The 22,971-nt window shown below is 42.9% G+C and carries 19 protein-coding genes and 1 tRNA gene; 9 read left to right on the top strand and 11 right to left on the bottom strand.

Annotation, left to right across the window (positions count from 1 at the left end; translation table 11 throughout):
- Nucleotides 1–200 precede the first annotated feature (200 nt).
- The 5 genes from AC5EF3_RS01695 to mazG all read left to right on the top strand — a co-directional run bounded on the left by AC5EF3_RS01695 (nucleotide 201) and on the right by mazG (nucleotide 3,965).
- Nucleotides 201–290 (top strand) — tRNA-Ser (locus AC5EF3_RS01695).
- A 221-nt stretch (nucleotides 291–511) separates the two neighbouring features.
- Nucleotides 512–1,285 (top strand): molybdate ABC transporter substrate-binding protein, encoded by a 774-nt coding sequence (gene modA, locus AC5EF3_RS01690; protein WP_493546785.1) that lies wholly within the window; start codon nucleotides 512–514, stop codon nucleotides 1,283–1,285.
- A gap of 11 nt (nucleotides 1,286–1,296) precedes the next feature.
- Complete coding sequence (modB, locus tag AC5EF3_RS01685; RefSeq protein WP_493546784.1) at nucleotides 1,297–1,971, top strand: molybdate ABC transporter permease subunit; 675 nt, start codon at nucleotides 1,297–1,299, stop codon at nucleotides 1,969–1,971.
- A 10-nt stretch (nucleotides 1,972–1,981) separates the two neighbouring features.
- Nucleotides 1,982–3,079, top strand: a complete 1,098-nt coding sequence (gene modC, locus AC5EF3_RS01680; RefSeq protein WP_493546783.1) for a molybdenum ABC transporter ATP-binding protein — start codon at nucleotides 1,982–1,984, stop codon at nucleotides 3,077–3,079.
- Nucleotides 3,080–3,134: 55 nt separating this feature from the next.
- Complete coding sequence (mazG, locus tag AC5EF3_RS01675) at nucleotides 3,135–3,965, top strand: nucleoside triphosphate pyrophosphohydrolase (protein ID WP_493546782.1); 831 nt, start codon at nucleotides 3,135–3,137, stop codon at nucleotides 3,963–3,965.
- Nucleotides 3,966–3,986: 21 nt separating this feature from the next.
- Here mazG and hflX read toward each other — a convergent pair whose 3' ends face one another.
- From hflX to AC5EF3_RS01630, 9 genes are all read right to left on the bottom strand, one after another.
- A complete protein-coding gene (gene hflX / locus AC5EF3_RS01670) occupies nucleotides 3,987–5,294 on the bottom strand; it encodes a GTPase HflX (protein WP_493546781.1) in 1,308 nt (435 codons plus the stop codon).
- Between the two features lie 26 nt (nucleotides 5,295–5,320).
- Entirely contained in the window at nucleotides 5,321–5,578 is a 258-nt protein-coding gene (gene hfq, locus AC5EF3_RS01665) for an RNA chaperone Hfq (protein WP_015827495.1), read from the bottom strand.
- 106 nt (nucleotides 5,579–5,684) lie between these two features.
- On the bottom strand, nucleotides 5,685–7,097 hold the full coding sequence (locus tag AC5EF3_RS01660) for a potassium transporter TrkG (RefSeq protein ID WP_493546780.1): 1,413 nt from the start codon (nucleotides 7,095–7,097) through the stop codon (nucleotides 5,685–5,687).
- Nucleotides 7,098–7,120: 23 nt separating this feature from the next.
- Entirely contained in the window at nucleotides 7,121–8,539 is a 1,419-nt protein-coding gene (gene trkA / locus AC5EF3_RS01655) for a Trk system potassium transporter TrkA (RefSeq protein WP_493546779.1), read from the bottom strand.
- Between the two features lie 24 nt (nucleotides 8,540–8,563).
- Entirely contained in the window at nucleotides 8,564–9,937 is a 1,374-nt protein-coding gene (ntrX, locus tag AC5EF3_RS01650) for a nitrogen assimilation response regulator NtrX (protein ID WP_015827498.1), read from the bottom strand.
- On the bottom strand, nucleotides 9,937–12,159 hold the full coding sequence (locus tag AC5EF3_RS01645; RefSeq protein ID WP_493546778.1) for a sensor histidine kinase NtrY-like: 2,223 nt from the start codon (nucleotides 12,157–12,159) through the stop codon (nucleotides 9,937–9,939). The genes ntrX and AC5EF3_RS01645 overlap by 1 nt, the downstream gene beginning before the upstream one ends.
- 127 nt (nucleotides 12,160–12,286) lie before the next feature.
- Nucleotides 12,287–13,705, bottom strand: coding sequence for a sigma 54-interacting transcriptional regulator (locus AC5EF3_RS01640; protein WP_015827500.1), 1,419 nt, complete (start codon nucleotides 13,703–13,705; stop codon nucleotides 12,287–12,289).
- A gap of 12 nt (nucleotides 13,706–13,717) precedes the next feature.
- Entirely contained in the window at nucleotides 13,718–14,791 is a 1,074-nt protein-coding gene (locus AC5EF3_RS01635; protein ID WP_493546777.1) for a two-component system sensor histidine kinase NtrB, read from the bottom strand.
- Nucleotides 14,791–15,804 carry a tRNA dihydrouridine synthase gene (locus AC5EF3_RS01630; protein WP_493546776.1) on the bottom strand — a complete coding sequence of 338 codons (1,014 nt, stop codon included), beginning with the start codon at nucleotides 15,802–15,804 and terminating at the stop codon, nucleotides 14,791–14,793. Before AC5EF3_RS01630 ends, AC5EF3_RS01635 begins: the two co-directional genes overlap by 1 nt.
- A gap of 114 nt (nucleotides 15,805–15,918) precedes the next feature.
- On the opposite strand from AC5EF3_RS01630, the gene AC5EF3_RS01625 reads away from it, so the two are divergent.
- On the top strand, nucleotides 15,919–17,082 hold the full coding sequence (locus AC5EF3_RS01625) for a bifunctional 2-C-methyl-D-erythritol 4-phosphate cytidylyltransferase/2-C-methyl-D-erythritol 2,4-cyclodiphosphate synthase (protein ID WP_493546775.1): 1,164 nt from the start codon (nucleotides 15,919–15,921) through the stop codon (nucleotides 17,080–17,082).
- Between the two features lie 30 nt (nucleotides 17,083–17,112).
- A complete protein-coding gene (locus tag AC5EF3_RS01620) occupies nucleotides 17,113–17,604 on the top strand; it encodes a CinA family protein (protein ID WP_015827504.1) in 492 nt (163 codons plus the stop codon).
- Between the two features lie 3 nt (nucleotides 17,605–17,607).
- Here AC5EF3_RS01620 and AC5EF3_RS01615 read toward each other — a convergent pair whose 3' ends face one another.
- Together AC5EF3_RS01615 and lipA are read right to left on the bottom strand one after the other, a co-directional pair.
- Nucleotides 17,608–18,054, bottom strand: coding sequence for a type II toxin-antitoxin system RatA family toxin (locus tag AC5EF3_RS01615; RefSeq protein ID WP_493546774.1), 447 nt, complete (start codon nucleotides 18,052–18,054; stop codon nucleotides 17,608–17,610).
- A gap of 3 nt (nucleotides 18,055–18,057) precedes the next feature.
- Nucleotides 18,058–19,032: a lipoyl synthase gene (gene lipA, locus AC5EF3_RS01610; protein ID WP_015827506.1), complete on the bottom strand. Its 975-nt coding sequence runs from the start codon at nucleotides 19,030–19,032 to the stop codon at nucleotides 18,058–18,060.
- A gap of 136 nt (nucleotides 19,033–19,168) precedes the next feature.
- On the opposite strand from lipA, the gene AC5EF3_RS01605 reads away from it, so the two are divergent.
- Together AC5EF3_RS01605 and ccoN are read left to right on the top strand one after the other, a co-directional pair.
- The gene (locus AC5EF3_RS01605; RefSeq protein ID WP_493546773.1) at nucleotides 19,169–20,740 is read left to right on the top strand and encodes an AMP-binding protein; all 1,572 of its coding nucleotides are present in this window, start codon (nucleotides 19,169–19,171) and stop codon (nucleotides 20,738–20,740) included.
- 541 nt (nucleotides 20,741–21,281) lie between these two features.
- Nucleotides 21,282–22,970, top strand: a complete 1,689-nt coding sequence (ccoN, locus tag AC5EF3_RS01600) for a cytochrome-c oxidase, cbb3-type subunit I (protein ID WP_041302145.1) — start codon at nucleotides 21,282–21,284, stop codon at nucleotides 22,968–22,970.
- Nucleotide 22,971 lies beyond the last annotated feature (1 nt).

Raw genomic sequence — 22,971 nt, 5'->3', positions numbered from 1 at the left:
TGGTTACCAGGGCGTTTACCTTAATAAGACGGTCTTAAATTTTAACTATATAAGTTAACAGCTATTGGGCTTTGATAGCCTCGTTTCGACGTTTTTCCTCAAGAGTATGATTAACAGGGTTTTGTGGTTTTTATCTTTTTAGAAAAAAAAGTAAGATTTCCCTTTGCAAATAAAATTAGTTTATGTATGAACAGCGCCTCGGAGAAGTGGCAGAGTGGTCGAATGCGGCGGTCTTGAAAACCGTTGAGCCTTTGCGGGTTCCGGGGGTTCGAATCCCTCCTTCTCCGCCACTATGGCTGATTTAGCTTTTATCAAAACAGGTGTTGAAAGCTCGCCACTATTACGCTTCTGGCAATCCATACTTCTTATGAATTAGTGTATTTGGCGCTTACTCATGCTGTGATTGCGCTATTTAGCCTTTGCATTAAAACAAACAGGCAATTGCAGTTTCACCAACAATGTTACATTCTTAGTTTTATTTCAAAAAATGAGTTTTAAGCCCAATATGAGAATGTCGAAATTTTTCAATCAATTGTCCTTGAATGCCAAGAAACATTTCCTGAATTCTCTTTTACTTTGTCTACTTTTGTTTACGCCAATATGTACAGCCGAAACAGCGAATATCGCAGTTGCGACTAATTTCATCCCAACGATGCGATTACTGGAAGCCAAATTTGAAGAAACAACTCAGCATGAACTGACTATTATTTCTGGCTCAACGGGAAAGCTTTATCTTCAAACTTTGAATGGCGCTCCATTTGATGCATATCTTTCAGCAGACCAGAAGCACGCCCAATTGTTAGAAGAATCCCCTAAGGCTGTAGCAGGTACACGGTTTACATACGCTATCGGCAAGCTTGTTCTTTGGGCTCCTAATCGCGACAAAGCGAGCTGGAAGAATATTTTACAGACTGATACTAAGATCGCCATAGCAAACCCAAAACTGGCTCCCTATGGTGTTGCAGCGATGGAATTTTTAGAAAAGCATTTCGGAACAAAGGGGTTCACACAAAAACTCGTATTGGGTGAAAATGTCGGACAGGCATACGCTATGGTAGCCAGTGGAAATGCGAGTATAGGCCTGCTGGCGGGTTCATTTTTCTCACCTGAAATTGATGATGATGTTTGGATAATTCCTGAGCAGGACTATTCTTCAATTAGACAAGACGCTTTGTTGCTTTCAACTGGGTCTTCTAATCAGGCTGCCATTGAATTTCTATCATTTTTAAAGTCGGACACAGCCAGAAAAATTATTAAGAATAGTGGGTATGACGTTGCACATTAATGCTTTTCCCCATGATAGATGATTTTGGACCTTTATGGCTTACGTTAAAGCTGGCTGTGACCGTTACGATAATCCTGTTGATACTAGGAACACCGTTTTCTTGGTGGCTTGCTCACACGAAGTCTCGGTTAAAACCAATATGTGAAACTGTCGTATCGCTTCCGCTTGTTCTACCGCCAACAGTTATTGGGTTTTACCTTCTGGTTGCCTTCAATCCAAATTCGCCCCTAGGAGCTTTCTGGATGACAATAACGGGCGAGACACTTACGTTTTCATTCAATGGGCTTGTCTTAGCTTCCCTCGTCTACTCTTTACCATTTATGGTCCAACCTCTTCAATCTGCTTTTGAAGTTGTCGGCAGAAAAGAATATGAAGCAGCTCAGTCATTGGGAGCGACACCCTTAGATGCGTTTGTGAGTGTTATCATTCCGATGTCATTGCGAGGGTTTATATCAGCTATGGTTCTAACATTTGCCCACACCATTGGTGAATTTGGCATTGTGCTTATGGTTGGCGGTAATATCCCCAACGAAACCAAAGTTATTTCAATTGCTATATATGAGCATGTTGAAACACTTGAGTATGCTCAAGCCCATTTGTGGTCTGCATTCCTTCTTCTCATGTCGTTCGCTATTCTTTTGGGCGTATACACTCTCAATAAAAGGTTTCGACTAAATGTCGGCTAATCGGCTTTATTTGGACATTGAAAAGAAATGGGAAAATTTCAATATAGAAATTTCTCAAGAATTTTCGTTTGAGGCACCTGTCGCAATATTTGGTGCGAGTGGTTCGGGAAAAAGTTCCCTGCTTCGAATGATTTCAGGTTTGGAAACGCCTGATAACGGCTCAATACGATCCAGCGATGGCAGCGGAATAGAAACTGTTTGGTATGATCGCAAACAGAAAATCGATGAAGCAACGCATAAACGACAAATAGGGTATCTATTTCAAGATGGAAGGCTATTTCCTCACCTTTCACCTATTGAAAACCTGAAATATGCCGACAAACGAAGCAAACACCAGAATTCTCAACTCTCTCTAGATTCAGTCATCGAAAACCTCAATTTGTCATCATTGCTGAATAAGACCAGCAGAGAATTATCTGGAGGGGAAAAGCAAAGAATTGTTTTGGGTAGAACATTGCTTTCACGCCCATCACTTTTACTATTGGATGAACCACTTACGGGACTTGATAGGGAGAGAAAAACTGAGATTCTTCCGTACTTAGAGAGCCTTCAGTCTAATTTTTCCATTCCTATAATATTAGTCAGCCACGATATCGAAGAAGTTTTGCGCCTTACAGGTTCTACTTTAATCATATCTGAAGGTAGGAAAATTGCTTTTGGTAAAACTCAAGAAGTTTTCGTTGAAAAACCTTTGGAAGACCTTCAAATTTTTACGCAATCAGATTCTTCTTTATTTGTAGGCGTTGTCAAAAACATCGACAAAGAGATGATGCTTGCTGAAATAGATGTATTAGGGCAGCAATTGTTTCTACCTCAACGTTTTCCTTTAAAGGTTGATCAGAAAATCGCTATCAAAATTCGTATGCAGGATGTTGGTATTGCTACAATTTATCCCCAAAATACGAGCTTTAAAAATATCATTCCATGTGTCGTTAGATCGTTCGAATTAGAAGAAACTAGTCCCTTTGGTGAAGTTGTGCTTGATGTAAATGGTCATTCTTTGAAATCTAGGATAACGCGTGCTTCTTTAATTAACCTTGGATTAAAAGCTGGAATGAATGTATTCGCATTGATTAAAAGCGCTAGCTTTCAGGATCATTCAATTTAAACCCGAGCTCATATCAAGCTTGCTTTCAAATATCAGTATCAGGTGAACATTCTCAATGGATCAGACCAAAGACCGCTCATTTATCTCTTCTGAAGATGCGATTTCCGATCTCATTAGACTAATGGAAAGACTTCGCGATAAAGAAACCGGCTGCCCGTGGGATTTGGAGCAAACTTTTGAATCTATTGTTCCTTATACAATTGAAGAAGCCTATGAAGTTGCTGAAGCTGTCAATAGAAATGACATGCAGGAACTTCGGGATGAGTTAGGCGATTTATTTCTTCAAGTGGTTTTCCAAAGTCAAATCGCAAAAGATCAGGGTGAATTTGATATTCAAGATGTTGCGCGTTCCATCGTCAATAAAATGGTTCACCGTCATCCACACGTTTTCGGGAGTGTCGAAATTGAAAACTCTGACGCCCAAACAAGTCATTGGGAAGAGTTGAAAGCTAAAGAACGTGAAAACAAATCAGATGATAAAACTCCAGTTTCTGCACTTGATGGCGTAGCGTATGCGTTACCATCCCTGACAAGGGCTGAGAAACTTTTAAAACGGGCTGCTAGAGTGGGATTTGACTGGCCATCTGCAAAAGAAGTTACAGATAAACTTCGAGAAGAATTGAGGGAACTTGAAGAAGCTGCCACACAAAATGATCAAGCCCATGTAGAAGAGGAAATGGGTGATATACTCCTTGTTGTGGCCAATCTTGCCCGAAAGCATAATGTTGATCCAGAAAGCGCACTTCGGGCAGCAAATGCTAAATTTGTAAGCCGCTTTCAAGCAATGGAAGAACGTGCAAGAGAATTAGGCTCCGACTTTTCACAACTCAGTCTATCTGCCCAATCTGACCTCTGGCAGCATGTAAAGGCTACTGAGACCAAATAAACATCATGACCTCATCACCTTTTAGGATTTTGATGATAATATAACTAAATTCATATCCAAGTCTGGATGCTCATGCGCAAATTCATTGAGTTCACGAACAGACAACTGCACACGGATAATAACATTTCCATTCTCATCAACCGTTTCATTGGAAATATCACAATTTTGATGAAGCCAAGAACGCGCACGCCCATATTTTGGTTCAATCTTCAGCTCAAATTCACGCGTTGAAGCAAATAGCTTGTCTTGCACCATTTGCATGAGATCAACTAAGCCCTCACCTGTCGTCGCCGAGGTCAAAACGATATCATCTCGATTTTCCGCAGTTGTCTTTAATGCGGTCAGCACATCATCGCTCAAAGCGTCTGATTTATTCCACACCTCAATCACTGGAGGACGGTCAGCATTCAAATCTTGTTCTAGTTTCGTAAGAACATCATTTACATCACTAGACTGCCTGTCAGTTTCAGGATGACTGATATCTCTTACGTGCAATAATAAATCCGCTTCAATAGCTTCTTCAATTGTTGCTCTAAAGCTTTCGATCAGGTGAGTTGGGAGGTCGGTAATAAAACCAACCGTATCAATCATTGAAATTTTTTTGCCACTGCTCAACTCAACATCACGTGCAGTTGGATCAAGGGTTGCAAATGGCATATCAGCTGCAAATACACTCGAATGTGTTAGTGAGTTAAACAGAGTAGATTTTCCCGCATTCGTATAACCAGCAAGTGCAACTATTGGCGCGCCGCGACGTTTACGCCCAGCCCTTTGAAGTCGCCTCGTCCGACGAACAGCTTCAAGGTCAGATTTTAGTTTTGCGATTCTGCCGTCCAACATCCGTCGGTCAGCTTCCAATTGGCTTTCACCCGGACCCGCTAGAAAGCCTGTTCCACCTCTTTGGCGTTCCAAGTGTGTCCAGGTTCTTACTAGCCTAGAGCGTTCATATAATTGACGCGCCATTTCTACTTGCAATCGCCCTTCAGCAGAACGTGCTCTCACTCCGAATATTTCAAGTATAAGGCCGGTTCGATCCATTACTTTAACATTCAAAGTGTTTTCGAGGTTTCGCTGTTGAATGGGGGAAAGCGAGCAATCAACGACGAGTAAATTGCCTTCGCAATCATCTAGCCTCTCACTGATGAGATCTAATTGACCGGCACCAAATAGTTTAGCAGCATTGGGCTTTCTAATGCGGACAGCATCAGTAAAGCCCAATTCTACACCTAAGGCTTCAACGAGGCCTTGAGTTTCTTCGATCCGTGATTGATCATAGATTGGAGCATCAAATAGTGCTGGAATGACTATTCCAGCTATTTGAGTTGGCACCGAGATATCTATTAAATTGGATGTATTCACGCTTCGTCGGAAGAGCCATCATCACCAGTAAATAATTTTACCGGACTATTTGGTGCAATTGTCGAAATAGCGTGTTTGTAAACAAGTTGTGGCGGTCTACCATCGCCTTTTAGTAACACACAAAAGTTATCAAACCATGTGACGACGCCCTGAAGCTTGACCCCATTCATAAGGAATATAGTCAATTGGACTTTGTCTTTACGTACAGCGTTTAGGAAGGTGTCTTGAAGGTTTTGTTTTTTATCGGATGACATTTTATTATGAGCCTCTTTTCGGGACTTTGTTATTAATTTTCCGTTTTGGGTCTTGGTTTAACGTTGCGACAAACTGAGTTTTGATTCGTAAAAAGTTTATCTAGTACTATTTGCGCCAAAAATCACTAGAAAACAATGGTGCCAGCGCTAAGACTTCAATACGCCCTAATATACACCCAATGGCAAGGACAAAGAGTGATGTAGAACTGGGGGATTGGTCCACGACAGCTGCATCCATAAGCGGACCAGCATTTGCGATCGCGCCAATAGCACCCCGAAAAGCATTTTCGACATTCAATCCAGTCAATGCCAGCAACATGCCTAGAATAATTGCGGCACCAAGATAGGCTATTAAATAAACCCATACGCCGACAACAATGGCATCTGCACGTGTCCGCCCTTGGAACTTAAGTTTTGCTGTAGAATGTTCAAATGATAACCTTTTGAACTCAGTAAGCGCACGACTAAATAAAACCAATACACGTGTCATTTTTAAACCGCCAGCTGTCGAAAGAGCTGCAGCACCTACAAAGACAAAAACATCAGGAATAGGTTGTGGTAGGATATCAAGAACTTTCTCACTTCCCGTTACATTCATTCCCGAAGTAGACACAAAAGAAAGCGCCTCAGAGATGAAACGAAAATCAAACTTCTGTTTTGAGATAGCCATGAGCAATACAAAGGCCAGTACGCCAAGTATTAGAATCTGCGTTTCGGTATCTCTTAGGTAAACTCTCCAACTGCTTTGCCTCAAAATATCCGCGTGAAGAGCGATATTTGTTGCACCGATGAAAAGTAAAAGCGTTATGACAGCCGCCGCTGCGGGAGAATATGCGTAAGCACCAGCTGCTCCACTCAAAGTCGCGCTGGTTGATATCGCTGCTAGGCTACGTGTGAAAGCATCAATAAATTCAGCGCCTGCCAACACAATGGCGAATGTCCCAATTATAGCAGCTATCCCATAAACCAGTGCTACTGTCGCCGTAATTCTACCAATACGCCCGAATAGGTCATCTCTAGTTAGCGTTAAGAGATGCGACCTGTGCACGCCAGGACCAGACAAATTTAAGGCAGCTAGTACGATAACTGCCATAACCACCCCCAATACACCGCCGATAAACTGCAAAATAGCGCGCCAGTAGCGTATTGAATCAGGTTGAACAGCTTCTCCAGCGGTTGTTCCTGTGGTCGTTAGATTGGAGACGGCTTCAAAACTTGCTTCGATCCATGAATTAGAAACACCCGACGCCCAGAAAGGAGGAGCGGCTATAAGCGGCATCAAAAACCAAAAACCAAGTACGAATAGAAGACCTTCCCTTGCTCCGGTTTTGGCAGGAACATCCCACAATAATATTAGAAATGACCCGCCTAAAAAAGTACCGAGAACTCCAGAAAACAGAAAACCACGCGCTGATGAAGCATCACCTGAGATGGATGCGAACAATCCACATAGCAACGCACAGGCACCTATGACGATAGCTGTTAGCCCAAGATGCTTGAGAACACTTGAAAGGTTCAATATTGTCTTCCCTTCCCTAGAGCCTAGTAATATTCAAGCTTAACGCGGAAAAGTTGATCGACTTTTCGGGCCATTTCTTTTTCTGCAAAAAGAATAACCGTATCTTGAACCTTTACGCGGTTAGATAGGTCTATTGGCTTGCCGTCTCGAATAAGTGCACCAGCAGAAATGCCTTCGGGCAATTCCTCGGCAACTAAACTCATACCCACTAAAGGTGCCGTTTCTTTAACTATACCTTCAACAACTTCAGCAGCACCATTTTCAAGTGATTTGAGATTTGACAATCGTCCTTGTCTCAATTTCAAAAGAATTTTCGAAACAGTGATCGACCTTGGATCTATCAAGACATCGATACCGACATTAGATTTGATGTTTGCCAAGTCAGCTTCATTTACGAGAGAAACAACCTTCTTCGCACCGATATTTTTAGCAAGCGCACCTAAAAGAAGGTTTGTTTTATCATCATTGGTAAGGCCAACGACTAAATCAGCATTTGACACACCAGCTTCTTCGAGTAATTCTGGATCCAAGCCATCTCCATGCAGCACAATTGTTCTTTCCAATGCTTCAGCAGCATGGTTTGCTCGCTCATTATCTTTTTCTATCAAACGCACTTTAACCGTGTGTTTTAGCCGACCATTCTTCGTGTCTCTCTTGTGCGTTTTTTCCAATTGTTTGGCTACATTTAGGCCGATATGACCACCACCAACAACGACAACATGTCGGCTTTGCCCTTCAGACAAGCCAAGAATATCAAACATATGTTCAATTTTGTCCGTTGGGATGATCCAATAGATACGATCACCTAGCTTTATTTTATGATTGTCTTTTGGTGCAAATAATCTTTTGTCTCGGCCAATTCCAACAATGTGCGCACCGCTGTCTGGACATAACTCATATACATCCTCCAGACGTACTTCATGCATTGGAGAGTTTTTATCGGTGATTTCAACACCGAGGAGCTTGACTACGCCGCCTTCGCTTGAGCTTAAAATTCCCATATCTGCGGAAAGAAAAGCACCAGGCGTCATAAGCCCTTGCAAAATGGACTCACTTACTTCTGATTCCGGCGATATATGCATATCAATTGGCAAGTTATCGCGAGTAAATAAGTCTGAATATGCGGGATGCGTATATGCCTGACTTCGAATTCTTGCAATTTTGGTCGTAACTTTAAAAAGCGAATGTGCCACTTGGCACGTTACCATATTGACTTCATCTGAATATGTTACCGCAATAATCATTTCTGCGTTGTCAGCGCCAGCTTCCGCCAAGATAGCTGGAGATGCAGCATGCCCAATAGTTGTTCGAACATCAAAGCGCGTTCCAACCTGCTCTAGAAGCTTTGCATCGGCGTCGATCATTGTCACGTCATGATCCAAAGAGAGCCTTTCGGCTATACCTTGACCGACGCGCCCAGCTCCACAAATGATAATTCGCATGTTTTTCTATCCAACACTGAAGTGTTAAAGCTTCTCTGAAGATGTATCTACACCCAAAGCTTTTAGTTTGCGATGCAGAGCAGATCTCTCCATACCAATAAAAGCTGCTGTTCGAGAGATATTTCCGCCGAAACGCGTAATTTGTAGCGTAAGATATTCTCGTTCGAATTTTTCTCGAGCTTCCCGAAGAGGTAGAGAAATGGTATCCATGGAAGCTGTGTTGCTTCCATCACCACTTCTATCAATTGGAAGATGGTCAGGCATTATTTGCTGGGAAGAATCCCCACCTGCAAGTATCAAAATACGTTCAACCACATTTCTTAGTTGGCGTACATTTCCAGGCCATTCTGATGATTGAAGTACAGCTAAGGCTTCTTCAGAGAAACTTCTAGCAGGCAGTCCAGAAGATTCACCAATACGCTTAGCAAAGAAAACTGCTAAATCAGCAATATCCTCACGACGACTCTCAAGAGAAGGCACATTTATTGGCACCACACTAAGGCGATAATAAAGATCTTCCCTAAACCGTCCCACAGATATTTCATCTTGAAGATTACGGGCTGTCGAAGAAATCACTCGGACATCGACTTTTACGTCGGAATTCCCATTTTCTCGCTTAAATCGCTGATCTATTAAAACTCTAAGTATTTTTGATTGAGTTCCTGCCGGCATATCCGCAACTTCATCTAAAAGCAGAGTTCCGTTGTGTGCCTGTTCAAACAGACCTATTTTTCTTGGTCGTCCGGTTTGATCCTCTTCTCCAAACAACTCCATTTCCATGCGTTCAGGTGCAATAGTTGCTGCATTCACAACGACAAATGGACCATCATTTCTTGAAGAATTAGCATGTATCATCCTAGCCACGAGTTCTTTTCCTACACCGGGAGGACCTGAAATAAGGACACGACTATTGGCAGGTGAAACTTTGGCTATCGCAGCTCTTAATTGTTGCGTTGCCTGACTGTCACCTATCAATTGATCGCTTATGGCTGTTTGTGATTTAAGTCGTGTATTTTCTCTGCGCAATTGAGCTGCTTCTAGAGCTCTTTGTACTAGCACCAATAATTTGTCTGAGTTGAATGGCTTTTCTAAATAATCATATGCCCCATTTCGAATTGCTGTAACCGCAGTTTCAACAGTTCCATGCCCTGACATAATGATTATCGGCATATTGGGATCTAATTCTTTCAGCATTGAAAGAATTTCCAAACCATCAAATTCTGACCCCTTTAGCCAGACGTCTAGTAGCACAAGATTTGGTGCACGTTCTCTAACTGCATCCATAGACTGCTTTGCATCAGCAGCAGTACGGACTTTGTAGCCTTCATCTTCTAGAATACCACCGACTAGCTCTCGAATATCCGTTTCGTCATCAACCACTAAGATTTCAAACGCCATCATGCTACTCCTTCACTTGAGGGGGGTAATTCCTCATCTTCATTAAGTACGGTAAGTGGCAAACTGATATTCACACGTGCGCCAGATTCCGCTAATTCATTATCCCCTAGGGTTATTTCGCCGCCATGATCTTCGACAATACGACTTACAATCGCCAAACCGAGACCAACTCCAGTCTCGCGTGTTGTTACATATGGCTCCAACAAGCGGCTTCTGTCCTCAACGGGAAACCCAACCCCAGTATCTCGAACAGTTAAAATTGCTTTTTCAGACATAACTTCCAGATTTATAGAAACAGAACCAACTTTAATCTCACCCGTGAGTATGTGCCGTTCGACAGATTCACGTGCATTTTTGATTATGTTTGTTAGCGCTTGACCAAGCAGACGTTCATCGCCTGTCATCATGCTTTTTTGTTCTGGAACTGTAGCAACAATAGCAACTGTTGGTGACGCCAAACGTTGTGCAAATGCAATATTTTGAACAAGCTCATTCAAGTCAAACGGAGCTAAAGTCGGTTTTGGCATACGTGCAAAAGAAGAAAATTCTTCAACCATGCGACCAATATCTCCAACTTGACGCAAGATCGTGTCAGTACAGCTATCAAAAGTGTCCTTATCTATAGTAATTTGTTTGCCAAAACGCCTTTGTATCCGTTCGGCAGATAGCTGTATCGGTGTTAGCGGATTTCTAATTTCATGCGCAATTCTGCGAGCTACATCTTTCCATGCTGCTTGCCTTTGCCCAGCGACCAATCTGGTCGTATCATGGAATGTAACGACAAAGCCACTCATTTCAGCTTCAGGAGAAATTCGAACGTGAATATCTCTAGTTCCTCGACCAGATGTAATCTGAATATTAGATCCTATTGCTTCACTAGATTCTACAGCTTTGCGGAGGGCAGATAAGAATTCCGGTGCGACTTCATGTAATAGAGCGCCCTGAAGCATTTCAGACGATAGCTCTAATAATCTACCGGCTGACGCATTGGCGAGTGTTATTTTAAAGAGCGGGTCAACGCGTATAACGCCTGCTTCAACACCCGATAACACCGTCTCAATAAATTCAGAACGCCCTTCTGCTTCTAGCCTAGCAGAGTCTAGATCTCTTCTTTGGCGTGATAAACGCATAGTCATCTGGTTGAACGCTTGAGAAAGGTCGTCAATTTCGTCTCGACCTTTAGGACGATCCAATCGGACCGATAGATCACCGTCTCGTACTGACCTAGCTGCTGCTGCTAAATCTCCGATTGGGGTTGCAATTTGCCCAGCGGCATACATACCCAACCAAGCTGTGCCTAAAAGGACGAGTAAAGCTGACTCGATGTAAGACAGCACAAAAACTGTTCTTAAACTATCTTTTCGAAGTCCCGCAGCCCGATATTCTTCTAAACCTGCTTGTGTTGCTTTTAGTTGTTTACCGACCGAAATCGGACCTTGGCTCGCGCTATATAAGTAAGCATTTGGATAAGCTGTAAGCCGTGTAAGCGTACTCACTACAAAGTCTTCTGAAACACTCACTGCGTCTTTGCCATTTTTTGCGGCAATCCAGTTTAGCTCGGACATCGGCCCTATTGTCAGAGGTGTGTCATTTTGCGTTGAAAACACTATTTCCTTCTGAGAATTGTAAATGGCAAGTACAGGAAGATTTCTCAATTGAGATTCCGCTGTCAAAAATTCTTTGAACTGCAAAGGAGCTTCCGTAAACGCAGCTACCACTGACGCATCATTTAAGTCTTTTGCCGCCTCAGTTACATTACTCCGCACATCACTTATGACCGCTGTAAAGGAAGCATTTGCAGCATCGGAAGCATTTTCGATTACAGCGTATACTCTTTCAGAGAACCAATTCTCGACACTTCTGTTTATTAGTGTCCCAAGTAACGCTGCGATTATCGTAGGAACCATTGCAGCCAGCCCGAACAATGCAATAATTCTTAGTCGAAGTCTGGCGCCACCTTGGGTGCTTCTATTCTCTCGAAAAAGTCGATAGATCCTCGCCATTAATGCAGCAGCAAGTATCAAGATAATGAACAGATTGGCCACAAGAAGCCATGTCATCATGGGGCTGCCGGCCGTAGATGTGTTCCCGACATCAGCAACAGATAGGTATGTCGCGAAAGTAGCTACGATTGCAGAAATCGCAAATAGTGCACGCAGCACAGCAGTCCCTACAGGACCATAATTTGTTGGAGATATGAGTTTTATTCTAGGGGTTCGCATTTATGCTTACTAAACTACGTGTCGCAACTGAGACACACTGATACATAAACGCAACACACGAATTCGTAAACACTTATCTGCGTGAACACATTTAAGTGCACACGCAGAAAGTTTTAATTATCTTCGATTATTCCTCATCAGAAATCTCTAAGCTATTGATTTTAGATCTTAAAGTGTTCCTGTTTAATCCAAGTAATGAAGCAGCGCGAACCTTATTTCCATTCGTTGCAGCAAGCGCCAACTTCAAAAGAGGACGTTCAACTTGCTCAATTACATTTTGATAAATCGTACCTTCAGATTCATTTGCAATACTTAGCCTTGCCATGAAATGTCTAGACAATAACGCCTCTACCTCTGCCTCAAATGCATCCGTTTTTGTCTCTGGTTTTGTTCCAGAACGCATTTCTCGTTCAATTTCCCGGGCGGATATTACTGGTTCCGGACTCAAAGCAGCAAGGCGGCGGATCAGGTTTTCCAATTCTCGGACGTTACCAGGCCAATCATAGGCTGACAAAAGGTCATACGCAGATTTATCAAGTTGCTTTTCTGGTAAACCTTCTCTTTTTGCGCGCACTAAGAACGCAGCAGCAAGCTCTAAAATGTCTTCCTTTCTTTCACGAAGAGGTGGAAGAGATAGAGAGACAACATTTAGCCTGTAATACAGGTCTTCACGAAATAACCCTTGTTCTACAAGATTGCGAAGATCGTGCTTTGTTGACGCAATGATTCTTGCATCTGATTGTCGAACAGGACCACCGCCATGTGAGGAGTATTGTCCATCTTGTAAAAATCTGAGCAATCGGGTTTGAGCTTCCAATGGCATATCACCTACCTCGTCGAGATATAGTGTTCCACCGTTTGCTTCGCCGACACGTCCGGGAGAAGATGCCTCACCATCAATATTTACACCAAAAAGATCAGCTTCAACTTGTTCTTTTTGTAAAGCGGCGAGACTAACCGCAACGAAAGGACCAGACTTTCTTTTTCCAAGGTCATGGATGGCACTTGCACAAAGGTCTTTACCAGTGCCACTTTCACCTTCAATCAACACCGTTAAATCTGTATTCATCACCCGCGCAATTACACGATACACGTTTTGCATAGGTGTAGAGCGCCCAATTAATGGAAGTGCTTCGTCTTTTTCTGCCTTCCGGCTAGCGGGTTCAATTCCTTTCAATGACCGCTTTTGAAGCGCGCGTTTTACAGAATCTGCCAATACATCAATATCAAATGGCTTTGGCATATAATCGTAAACGCCATGATCAGATGCCATTGTTGCTGTTAATACGGTGCTTTGTCCGCTTATAACGATAATAGGCAATTCAGGCCGCTCTTGGCGGATTTTCGGCATTATATCGAAGATTGATTCATCAGGCATATAGACATCTGTAATTAACAAATCTCCTTCTCCTGCCTCAATCCACTTCCACAGTGTTGACGCTGTGTTTGTCGATCTAACGTGATACCCTTCTTGAGCGAGGGTTTGGCTGACAACTAAACGTACGCTCGAGTCGTCATCTGCGACTAATACTGTAGGACCACTCACTATGATTTACCTTTATGTTTTTGATTTTGTTATAGGCAGCAACAGCTTAAAGCATGCTCCTGTAGAAGAATTGTCAAGTTCTACAAATCCGCCATGAGCTGATATAATTTCAGCAACAACTGTCAGGCCTATCCCTTCGCCTGATTGTTTAGTTGAGAAAAATGGGGTGAAAATTTTATCCGCGACAGATTTTGGTACACCGGGGCCATTGTCTTTGATCGAAACTTCTATAGCACCTGACCGGGTGATTTTTTCCCCTTTTCCATGACGCATACTCACGCCCGCACGATATCGAGTCTCTATGTGAATATGACCATTGTCCCTAGTGTCTGTGATGGCTTCAGCAGCATTTTTGACGAGGTTCAAACAAGCTTCATGTATATGGTCTGGGTCAACGAAAATATCGGGCAATGACGGGTCAAATCTGAAAGTTAGTTTTACATTCTCCGCAAAACTTGCAGATGACATTTCCATAATTCTATCTAGAACTTGGTGAATATTCGTCATGGTAGGCCGAGGTCTGAAAAACGTTTCAAATGCAGCGAATCGATCAACAAGGCGCCCTATCCTAGCGCCCTCTTCCTTAATTAAAGTCAGCATAGACATTTGATCATTGCGAGCCTGACGCGCGAGTAATTGCGCGGCACCCACTATACCAGCAAGAGGGTTTTTGACTTCGTGTCCCAGTATTCTAGCTACCTCAGCCATAGCGGCTGATTGACTTTTTGATTCATGATCCGCTTGATGGGCTGTTGGTGAAAGGCTTACCGCAATAATATCTTCGTTTTGAGACAGAGCGGCAGTCGCATCAATATGAATTGGTGAGATAAATGGGCCTGATAATACGATGTTTCTAGCAAATACAGTTCCTCCATCTTTCGCAGCTCTATGAATCAAATCAACTATCGCAGAATCTTTTGCAGTTAATTTTTCAAGAGGATTGCCTTTAAGAAGTGCAATGCTTTGGCAAAGCAGAGTTTCTGCCATAGGGTTGGCAAATTCAATGATACCATCTAAATTTACACTGAGCGCAGCTACAGGAAGCGTATCAAGTATTTGTTCAGATAAGGTCATTTTAGTTGACATTAAACAAGCTCCTCAGTTCTACAAATGGCAGTTTGAGGAGCTTCCAAAGACGTAATTGCTGAAATGACATCATTTTCTGAGCTGATGCGGCAAAACCGTCCCCTAAGCTCATTTCTATCTTCAGTGTTTAGTCGAATTTCTCTAGAATAATCTATAAAAGCCGCGAGGTGCTTTCTAAAAACTCTAACACCTAATCGGTCTCCATAAAGCAAAACACTATCAGACACTTGTTCACATAAAGAACTCAATTTTTCAGACCAAGTTGGCTCAATGTAGGGACGGTTAGCCAAGTCAGCAGCTATTTTACCAAGCAACCAAGGCCGTCCCAAAGCTGCTCTTCCAATCATCACACCATCGGCTTGTGATAATAAAATAGCTTGTTTGGCTGTTTTAGATGAATCTATGTCACCATTCACGATAAGCGGCAAATTCGATGCTAATTTAACGTCTTTTACTTTATTCCAGTCAGCTTTCCCAGTATAAAACTGACATCGCGTACGACCATGCACTGTGATAAGTTTAACGTGTTCCTCTTCGCATATTTTGGCCAAGGCTGGAGCATTTAAGGTGTCATCGTCCCACCCCAGACGCATTTTCACACTCACGGGTAGTCCACCACCTTCACGTGCCGCAATGATTAGTTCACGCGCCAAATCAAGATCTCGCATCAAAGCCGCGCCAGACTGACCGCCTGTTACCTGCCGCGATGGACAACCCATATTGATATCGATTATGTCTGCACCTGCTGAAGCGCTTATTCTAGCCGCTTCATACATCCATTTAGGGTCTCGACCTGCCAATTGCACAACGAAGGGAAAAGTGTTTTCAGGTTTCGTTATTCGCCAAACCATGTCTTGACGACCTGTAGCCAATTCTGAACCTGCTATCATTTCAGTTATAACGACAGGAGCACCAAACCTTGACGCTTGGCGACGAAACGGCGCATCGGTAGCTCCTGACATCGGAGCTAAAAAAACCGCGTCATTAATTTCTACATCGCCAACAGATATCATTACAAATTCCAAAACGGCTTACATAGCCTAATTATTGTGCATTTTATATGCATATAGCAATCTATCAAGGCCATTTAGCGCAGCTTGATGATTAATATAGAGGCAGTCACCGAGATGTCACATAATACAGCAATTATCGTCGCAGCTGGCACTGGCTCCCGCTCCGGCCTTTCTACACCCAAACAGTTTGCGATGCTCAACGGACGCCCAGTCCTTGATTGGAGTCTTAAAACTTTTTCAGAATGCGGAAAATTTGACGAGATTGTTGTCGTTATTTCCGAAGAATACCTGCAAACAGCTAAAGAAATTTGCCAACCATATAATAACATTTCTATTGTTCTAGGCGGCAAAGAGCGAGCGGATAGTGTCAGGAATGCACTTAAGCACATTAAACCCAACTCTCCAGACATTGTTCTAATTCACGATGCTGCCAGACCAGGTGTGAGTTTAAAGATTATAGACTCACTGTTTGAGGCTTTGATTGATTATCAAGCTGCTGCTCCAGCACTTCAAATGATGGATTCTATAAAAAAAGTAGGCACCGATGGAAAACTTGAAACATTGGACAGATCCCCTGTGCGTCGCATCCAGACTCCTCAAGCTTTTCGATTCAATGCTATCTGGCAAGCGCAGAATGGAAAATCATCGCAATTTGTAGATGATTTGGAGGCAGTTGAATCATTGGGTGCCGATATCGCGCTTATTCAGGGTGAAAATAGCTTAGTAAAAATAACGCTGCCAGAGGACTTTGAGATGGCTGAAAAACTACTTCAAAACAGCTTAGAGATTAAGAATATTCTTCCTAGAATAGGAAACGGCTATGACGTTCATGCTTTTGAAGACGGTCAATCTGTCACTCTATGCGGTCTAGAAATCCCCCATTCAGCATCTCTTAAAGGACACTCTGATGCCGATGTTGCGTGGCACGCATTAACAGATGCAATATATGGCGCGCTAGCCGAAGGAGACATCGGAACACATTTTCCACCAAGTGATGTGAAATGGAAAGGTGCTGCATCAAAAGTGTTTTTGAAGCATGCCGTTGACCTGGCAGACTCAAAAGGGTTTATGATTGCAAATGCAGATATAACAATTATTTGCGAAGCTCCCAAAATAAAACCACACAGCATGAAAATGCGCGATATTACATCTAAAATATTGGGTATTCCATTAGATCGCGTAAGTGTTAAAGCTACGACCACGGAAAAATTAGGATTTACCGGACGAAAAGAAGGTATTGCTGCTCAAGCAAGCGTTTTACTTGTTTCAAGTGAATAACCTATAATTCAATAACATTAGGGTGTTTTTATGTTTGACAACCAATTGATTGAAGAAGCTCGTAAATTCTTAAGAGCAGCCCAAACTCAAAAATTAACTCTAGCTACTGCAGAGAGTTGTACAGGGGGACTTCTTGCTGGACTAATAACTGAAATTCCCGGCTCATCTCAAACTCTCGAACGCGGTTTTGTGGTTTATACGAACCGCGCAAAACAAGATATGTTGGGCGTATCGGGTGATATTTTAGCTGACTTTGGAGCCGTATCTGAACCAACAGCAATAGCTATGGCAGAAGGTGCAATGGAACATTCTAGAGCTTCCTTAACAGTTGCAATCACAGGAATTGCTGGTCCTGGCGGCCAAACTCCAATGAAACCTGTCGGATTAGTACACATTGCCGCCAAACGCCGAGATAGAGAAACGTTGCATGAAGCATGTCATTTTGGTGATATCGGTCGTTCCAATGTCCGTCGCAAATCTATGGAAGTAGCGCTTGAGCTTTTGATGCGGCTTGCTCAGTAAAAGTCACTCGGAATAACGTTTTCTTGCTTCTTCTATGAAGACATCCATTAAAACGGTAACCGCCCTATTGAAATTAGCCTTCATTAATGCGTGTAGGAGAAAGTTGGAAAACTCAAATCTAATTTTAAAATCAACTTCGCAGCCTTTTTCATGGTCAGAAAATTGCCAGCTATTTTCAAGATATTTGAACGGCCCTTTGACGAGTTGAACATTGACTTTATTTTCCAATAGGCTCTTTTTAACGTCGGTTGTGAATGTTTCCGAAAACCCTTTAAACCCAACAGCGGCTGTTGCTCTGCCTTCCCATCCAGCTTCTGAATCGGCCTCTGACACAACTTTTAATGATCTTATCCAAGGTATGAATTCTGGATAACTTTTTACATCAGAAACCAATTCAAGCATTTGCTCGGCCCGATATGGTACGACGATAGATTTAGTAACAACCGTCATATCTTATTTTTTGGCGTTCATTTTTTCTCGAGCTTCTCTCAATTGCGCGAAATCTTCTCCGGCATGATACGAAGAACGCGTCAGAGGGCTTGCTGACACCATGAGAAAGCCTTTTGAGCGAGCAATCGTCTCGTATGTTTTGAATTCTTCTGGCGTTACAAACCTGTCGATCGCAGCATGTTTTCGTGTTGGCTGCAAATATTGACCAATTGTCAAAAAATCAATTCCTGCAGAACGCATATCATCCATCACCTGCATAACTTCTTCTTTGGTTTCACCCAAGCCAACCATTATACCAGATTTCGTAAACTGGTTTGGATCGCGTTGTTTCACCTGATCGAGCAATTTAAGAGAATGATAGTAGCGTGAACCGGGGCGAATGGATAAGTACAGCCGCGGAACAGTTTCTAGATTATGGTTAAAAACATCTGGTTTTGCATCAATGACGATATTGGCAACGTCACCTTTTCGTAAAAAATCAGGCGTCAGTATCTCAATGGTGGCATTGGGGGCTTGTTCACGAATCGAACGAATCGTTTCAGCAAAATGAGCAGCTCCACCATCTTCTAAATCATCACGATCAACTGATGTAATAACGACGTGCTCAAGTCCCATTTCTGCAACGGCCAGACCCACTCTACGAGGTTCATCTGCATCTAATGGATTTGGTTTACCCGTACGAACATTACAAAAGGCACACGCGCGTGTACATGTGTCCCCCATAATCATCATTGTTGCGTGTTTTTTAGTCCAACATTCCCCTATATTGGGGCATCCCGCTTCTTCACAAACAGTTGTGAGGTTACCTTCAGTCATGATCTTCTGAGTTTTTGCAAACTCAGCACCCATAGGTGCCTTCACCCTGATCCAGTCCGGTTTTTTTAGAACCGGCGTATCGGGACGCTTTTGTTTTTCAGGATGGCGCACGTCTGGTTTGGATGCGCGGCGATCTTTTAGCGTGTTGAAGAGTTCTGTCATGTTCGGAAAATGGGCCTGATTTATATTAGGATCAAGTATAGTGATGAATTAGAGCTTGTCGACATGTTAAAATATTTCGTATCCATACCTTAAAAGTATCACAACAAGTGATCAAAACGTCGGATGGGAGTAGGAAATGTCAAATCTAGATGTGTCTTTCGACATTAGAAAAGCACAGAAAAATATATTTGGTGCATTACTCGATGCTCGTTCAAAAGTCGGCGGAAAGAAAATTATCATTGAAGACTCTGATGGTAGACAACTCAGTTATACAGAAATTGTCAGAGCAAGCTTTGCCCTTGGAAGTGCACTAACTAAAGGAAGAATGAAAGAAGAAACTATGGGAATCATGCTCCCTACCGGAGCTGGTTCTATCATCTCTTTCTTTTCTCTCAATGCTTATGGCCGCATACCGGCTATGCTTAACTTCACCGCCGGAAGTGCAAATATCAAAGCAGCTTGCAAAGCTGCAAATATAACAAACATCATTACCGCACATCAGTTTGTAGAAAAAGCAAACCTCAAAAACCTTGTTGATGAACTCAAGAATGAACTCAATTTCATCTACTTAGAAGACGTCAGAGAGTCGCTTACATTTATGGACAAAATCAAAGGTGGTTTGGGTCCATTCATACCTTGGCTATTTCGTTCACAAGCGCATTGGGATTCTCCTGCTGTAACTCTTTTCACATCAGGCACTGAAGGTAGTCCCAAAGGAGTTGTTCTTTCACATGCCAATCTAGTGTCTAATGTTTTTCAAATTATTCAACATGTTGAAGGCATGCTCACGCCTAAAGATATCATGTATAATCCACTTCCAACTTTTCACTGTTTTGGACTAACAGCTGGGGTCATGATAGGATTACTTACAGGAATGAAGGTCGTCCTTCACCCCTCTCCTTTGCAAGTGAAAGAAATCCCTAAGCGAATAGCTGACACTAAAGCTACGATTCTTTTTGCAACAGACACTTTTCTCAACCAATACGCCAGAGCCTCCGGCAATGAGGAATTAAGTTGTTTACGATATGTCGTCTGTGGTGCTGAAAGCGTCAAAAAAGAAACTAGAGATTTCGTCAAAAAGAAATTCAATGTCGATATTCTCGAAGGCTATGGAGCGACAGAAGCAGCTCCTGTTCTTGCCGTGAACCAACCAGATTTTAATAGACCAGGCACCGTAGGAAGGCCTCTTCCTGGTGTTGTGGTCGAATTTGAGCCTGTTGACGGCATCGTTGGTGCGGGACGAATGAAAGCGAAGGGGCCCAATGTTATGCTTGGGTATCTATCTGAAGATGATCCCATGGTTCTAAAACCAATCGAAGATGGATGGCACGATACCGGCGACGTTGTTAGTCAAGACGAAGACGGCGCTCTGACAATACGTGGACGCATCAAGAGATTTGCAAAAATTGGTGGAGAAATGGTGTCGTTGGCAGTTGTGGAAAATTGCGCTCAAAGTGTATGGCCAGAACACAACCATGCTGCGGCGGTTTTACCAGATCCCCGCAAAGGCGAGCAAATTATACTTCTTACGACGAATGATAACGCAGATAGAATGGATTTACTTCATTGGTTTCAAAATCACGGGGTCAGCGAACTTTCCCTACCTCGGAAAGTATTCAAAGTAGATGAAATTCCACTGTTAGGGTCAGGAAAAATGGATATTGGGTCCGTACAAAAACTGGCAGCTGACAGAATCAAGACCGCATAATCTCAATATTGTGAAATTACGATTCTAAGAGAAAGCTGTAATTCTCTTTGAGCATTTGTTCGAATTCATAACCGCTAACAAAAGTTGAAAAACTGATACTCCGGCAATGACTAAACCCAACGCGGCAACGTAACAACCGCCGCAGTGTAATGCACCGTTTACAGAAAATGTACTTTGGGTAACTGCATTCAAATCCTGTGTACACCATGTTGCGCCAAATACGTTATCCACTTTATTTGTAGCGCAAGAACGCATAGCCAACCCAATGCTGGTAAGTGCTGTGGCAGTTCCTAAACTTATAAAATACCACTTATTCAACATCTTACATACCTCTTCGCCTAGACAATAATTCTGAACGCTCAAAAACCCTATAATAAATCTGGATTTCTGTCATTGCGGCAAAATGTGCCGTTGTAAAATTAAAAGAACCAGCGCATTCACAATAATAGACGGATTTATTATGTGGTTTTTTAGCCCCATTTTAAATATGGTAAAAGCAACTCCAGATGGCTACAATGCGAGGGGGCAAAAAGTGACGAATATGCAATTGCGAGGGGCAAATGGACCCGATATTAGTGTTGTGAGTGTAGGGATTTTTACGACCCTACTTGCTTTCATCACATTGTACGTAGCTTCCCGCTCGGTCGATCCAGGAATGGGTTTTCACGCTGGACTTCTATCAGCAGGATTTGTGCTCGGCACGTTAGCGCTAGTCTTTTGGTATGCTGGGCGCGACGACGAGCAAGTATTTGATCCCACAAAATATGAAGACGGTATCGTAAAAGCCGGTGTCTTTGCTTCAATGTTTTGGGGAATTGCTGGATTACTCGTCGGAGTCATTATTGCCCTGCAATTGACCTACCCCAATCTCTTTTACTTCGACCAATGGGGTTTCACGAACTTTGGTCGTCTACGCCCTTTGCACACATCTGCCGTGATCTTCGCTTTTGGAGGAAATGTCCTCATATCAAGTTCATTCTATGTTGTTCAAAGAACCTGCCGCACTCGACTTGCTGGCGGTGCGTGGCCTTGGTTTGTTTTTTGGGGATATCAACTTTTCATCGTAATAGCCGCAACCGGTTATTTGATGGGGATCACACAATCAAAGGAATATGCAGAACCTGAATGGTATGCAGACCTATGGCTGACAATCGTATGGGTTGGGTATCTTTTTGTATTTCTTGGTACAATTTGGAAACGTAAAGAGCCACACATCTACGTTGCCAACTGGTTTTACCTTTCTTTTATAGTCACAATTGCAATGCTTCACATTGTAAACAATTTAACCCTGCCCGTAAGCTTATTTGGCTCAAAAAGCTATATAGCTATGGCTGGCGTTCAAGATGCCCTGACGCAGTGGTGGTATGGACACAATGCTGTTGGTTTCTTTCTCACCACTGGCTTCCTTGCCATAATGTACTACTTCATCCCCAAACGCGTAAATCGTCCGGTATATTCCTATCGCCTTTCAATCGTTCACTTTTGGTCTTTGATTTTCATATACATTTGGGCCGGTCCACACCATCTCCATTACACGGCATTGCCTCAATGGGCACAAACCTTGGGCATGACATTCTCACTCATGTTGTGGATGCCGTCATGGGGCGGAATGATCAATGGTTTGATGACGCTATCAGGTGCATGGGACAAGCTAAGAACTGATCCTGTAGTTCGAATGATGGTTCTATCATTAGCATTTTATGGAATGTCGACTTTTGAAGGTCCATTAATGTCTGTGCGTGCTGTCAATTCACTCTCCCACTATACCGAATGGGGTATTGGACACGTGCATTCAGGTGCTCTTGGATGGGTGGGGTTCATATCCTTTGGTGCCCTCTATTGTATGACTCAATATCTATGGAAACGACCACGTATGTATTCCATAGCGATGGTTGAATGGCATTTCTGGGCAGCGACTTTAGGAATCGTTCTCTACATAACCTCAATGTGGGTCGCAGGAATTATGGAAGGCCTAATGTGGCGTTCATACAATGAATTCGGCTTCTTGGAATACTCATTCGTTGAAACTGTAGAAGCCAAACATATCGCATACATTATCCGCTCACTTGGTGGTGTTCTTTACCTCGGCGGTGCCATTGTGATGGCATATAATTTATGGCGAACAGCACGCGGCGACACCCGCCTCTCCGAACTCAGCGATGCGGAGCGTGCAGAACTCTTAAGCAATGAACCTGTTACAACACGCGCTCCAGCGCAACCTGCAGAATAGG

It is taken from the genome of Hirschia sp. (assembly GCF_058892565.1).
The sequence above is the reverse complement of the archived record's forward strand: the minus strand, read 5'-3'. Positions and strand labels throughout refer to the sequence as shown.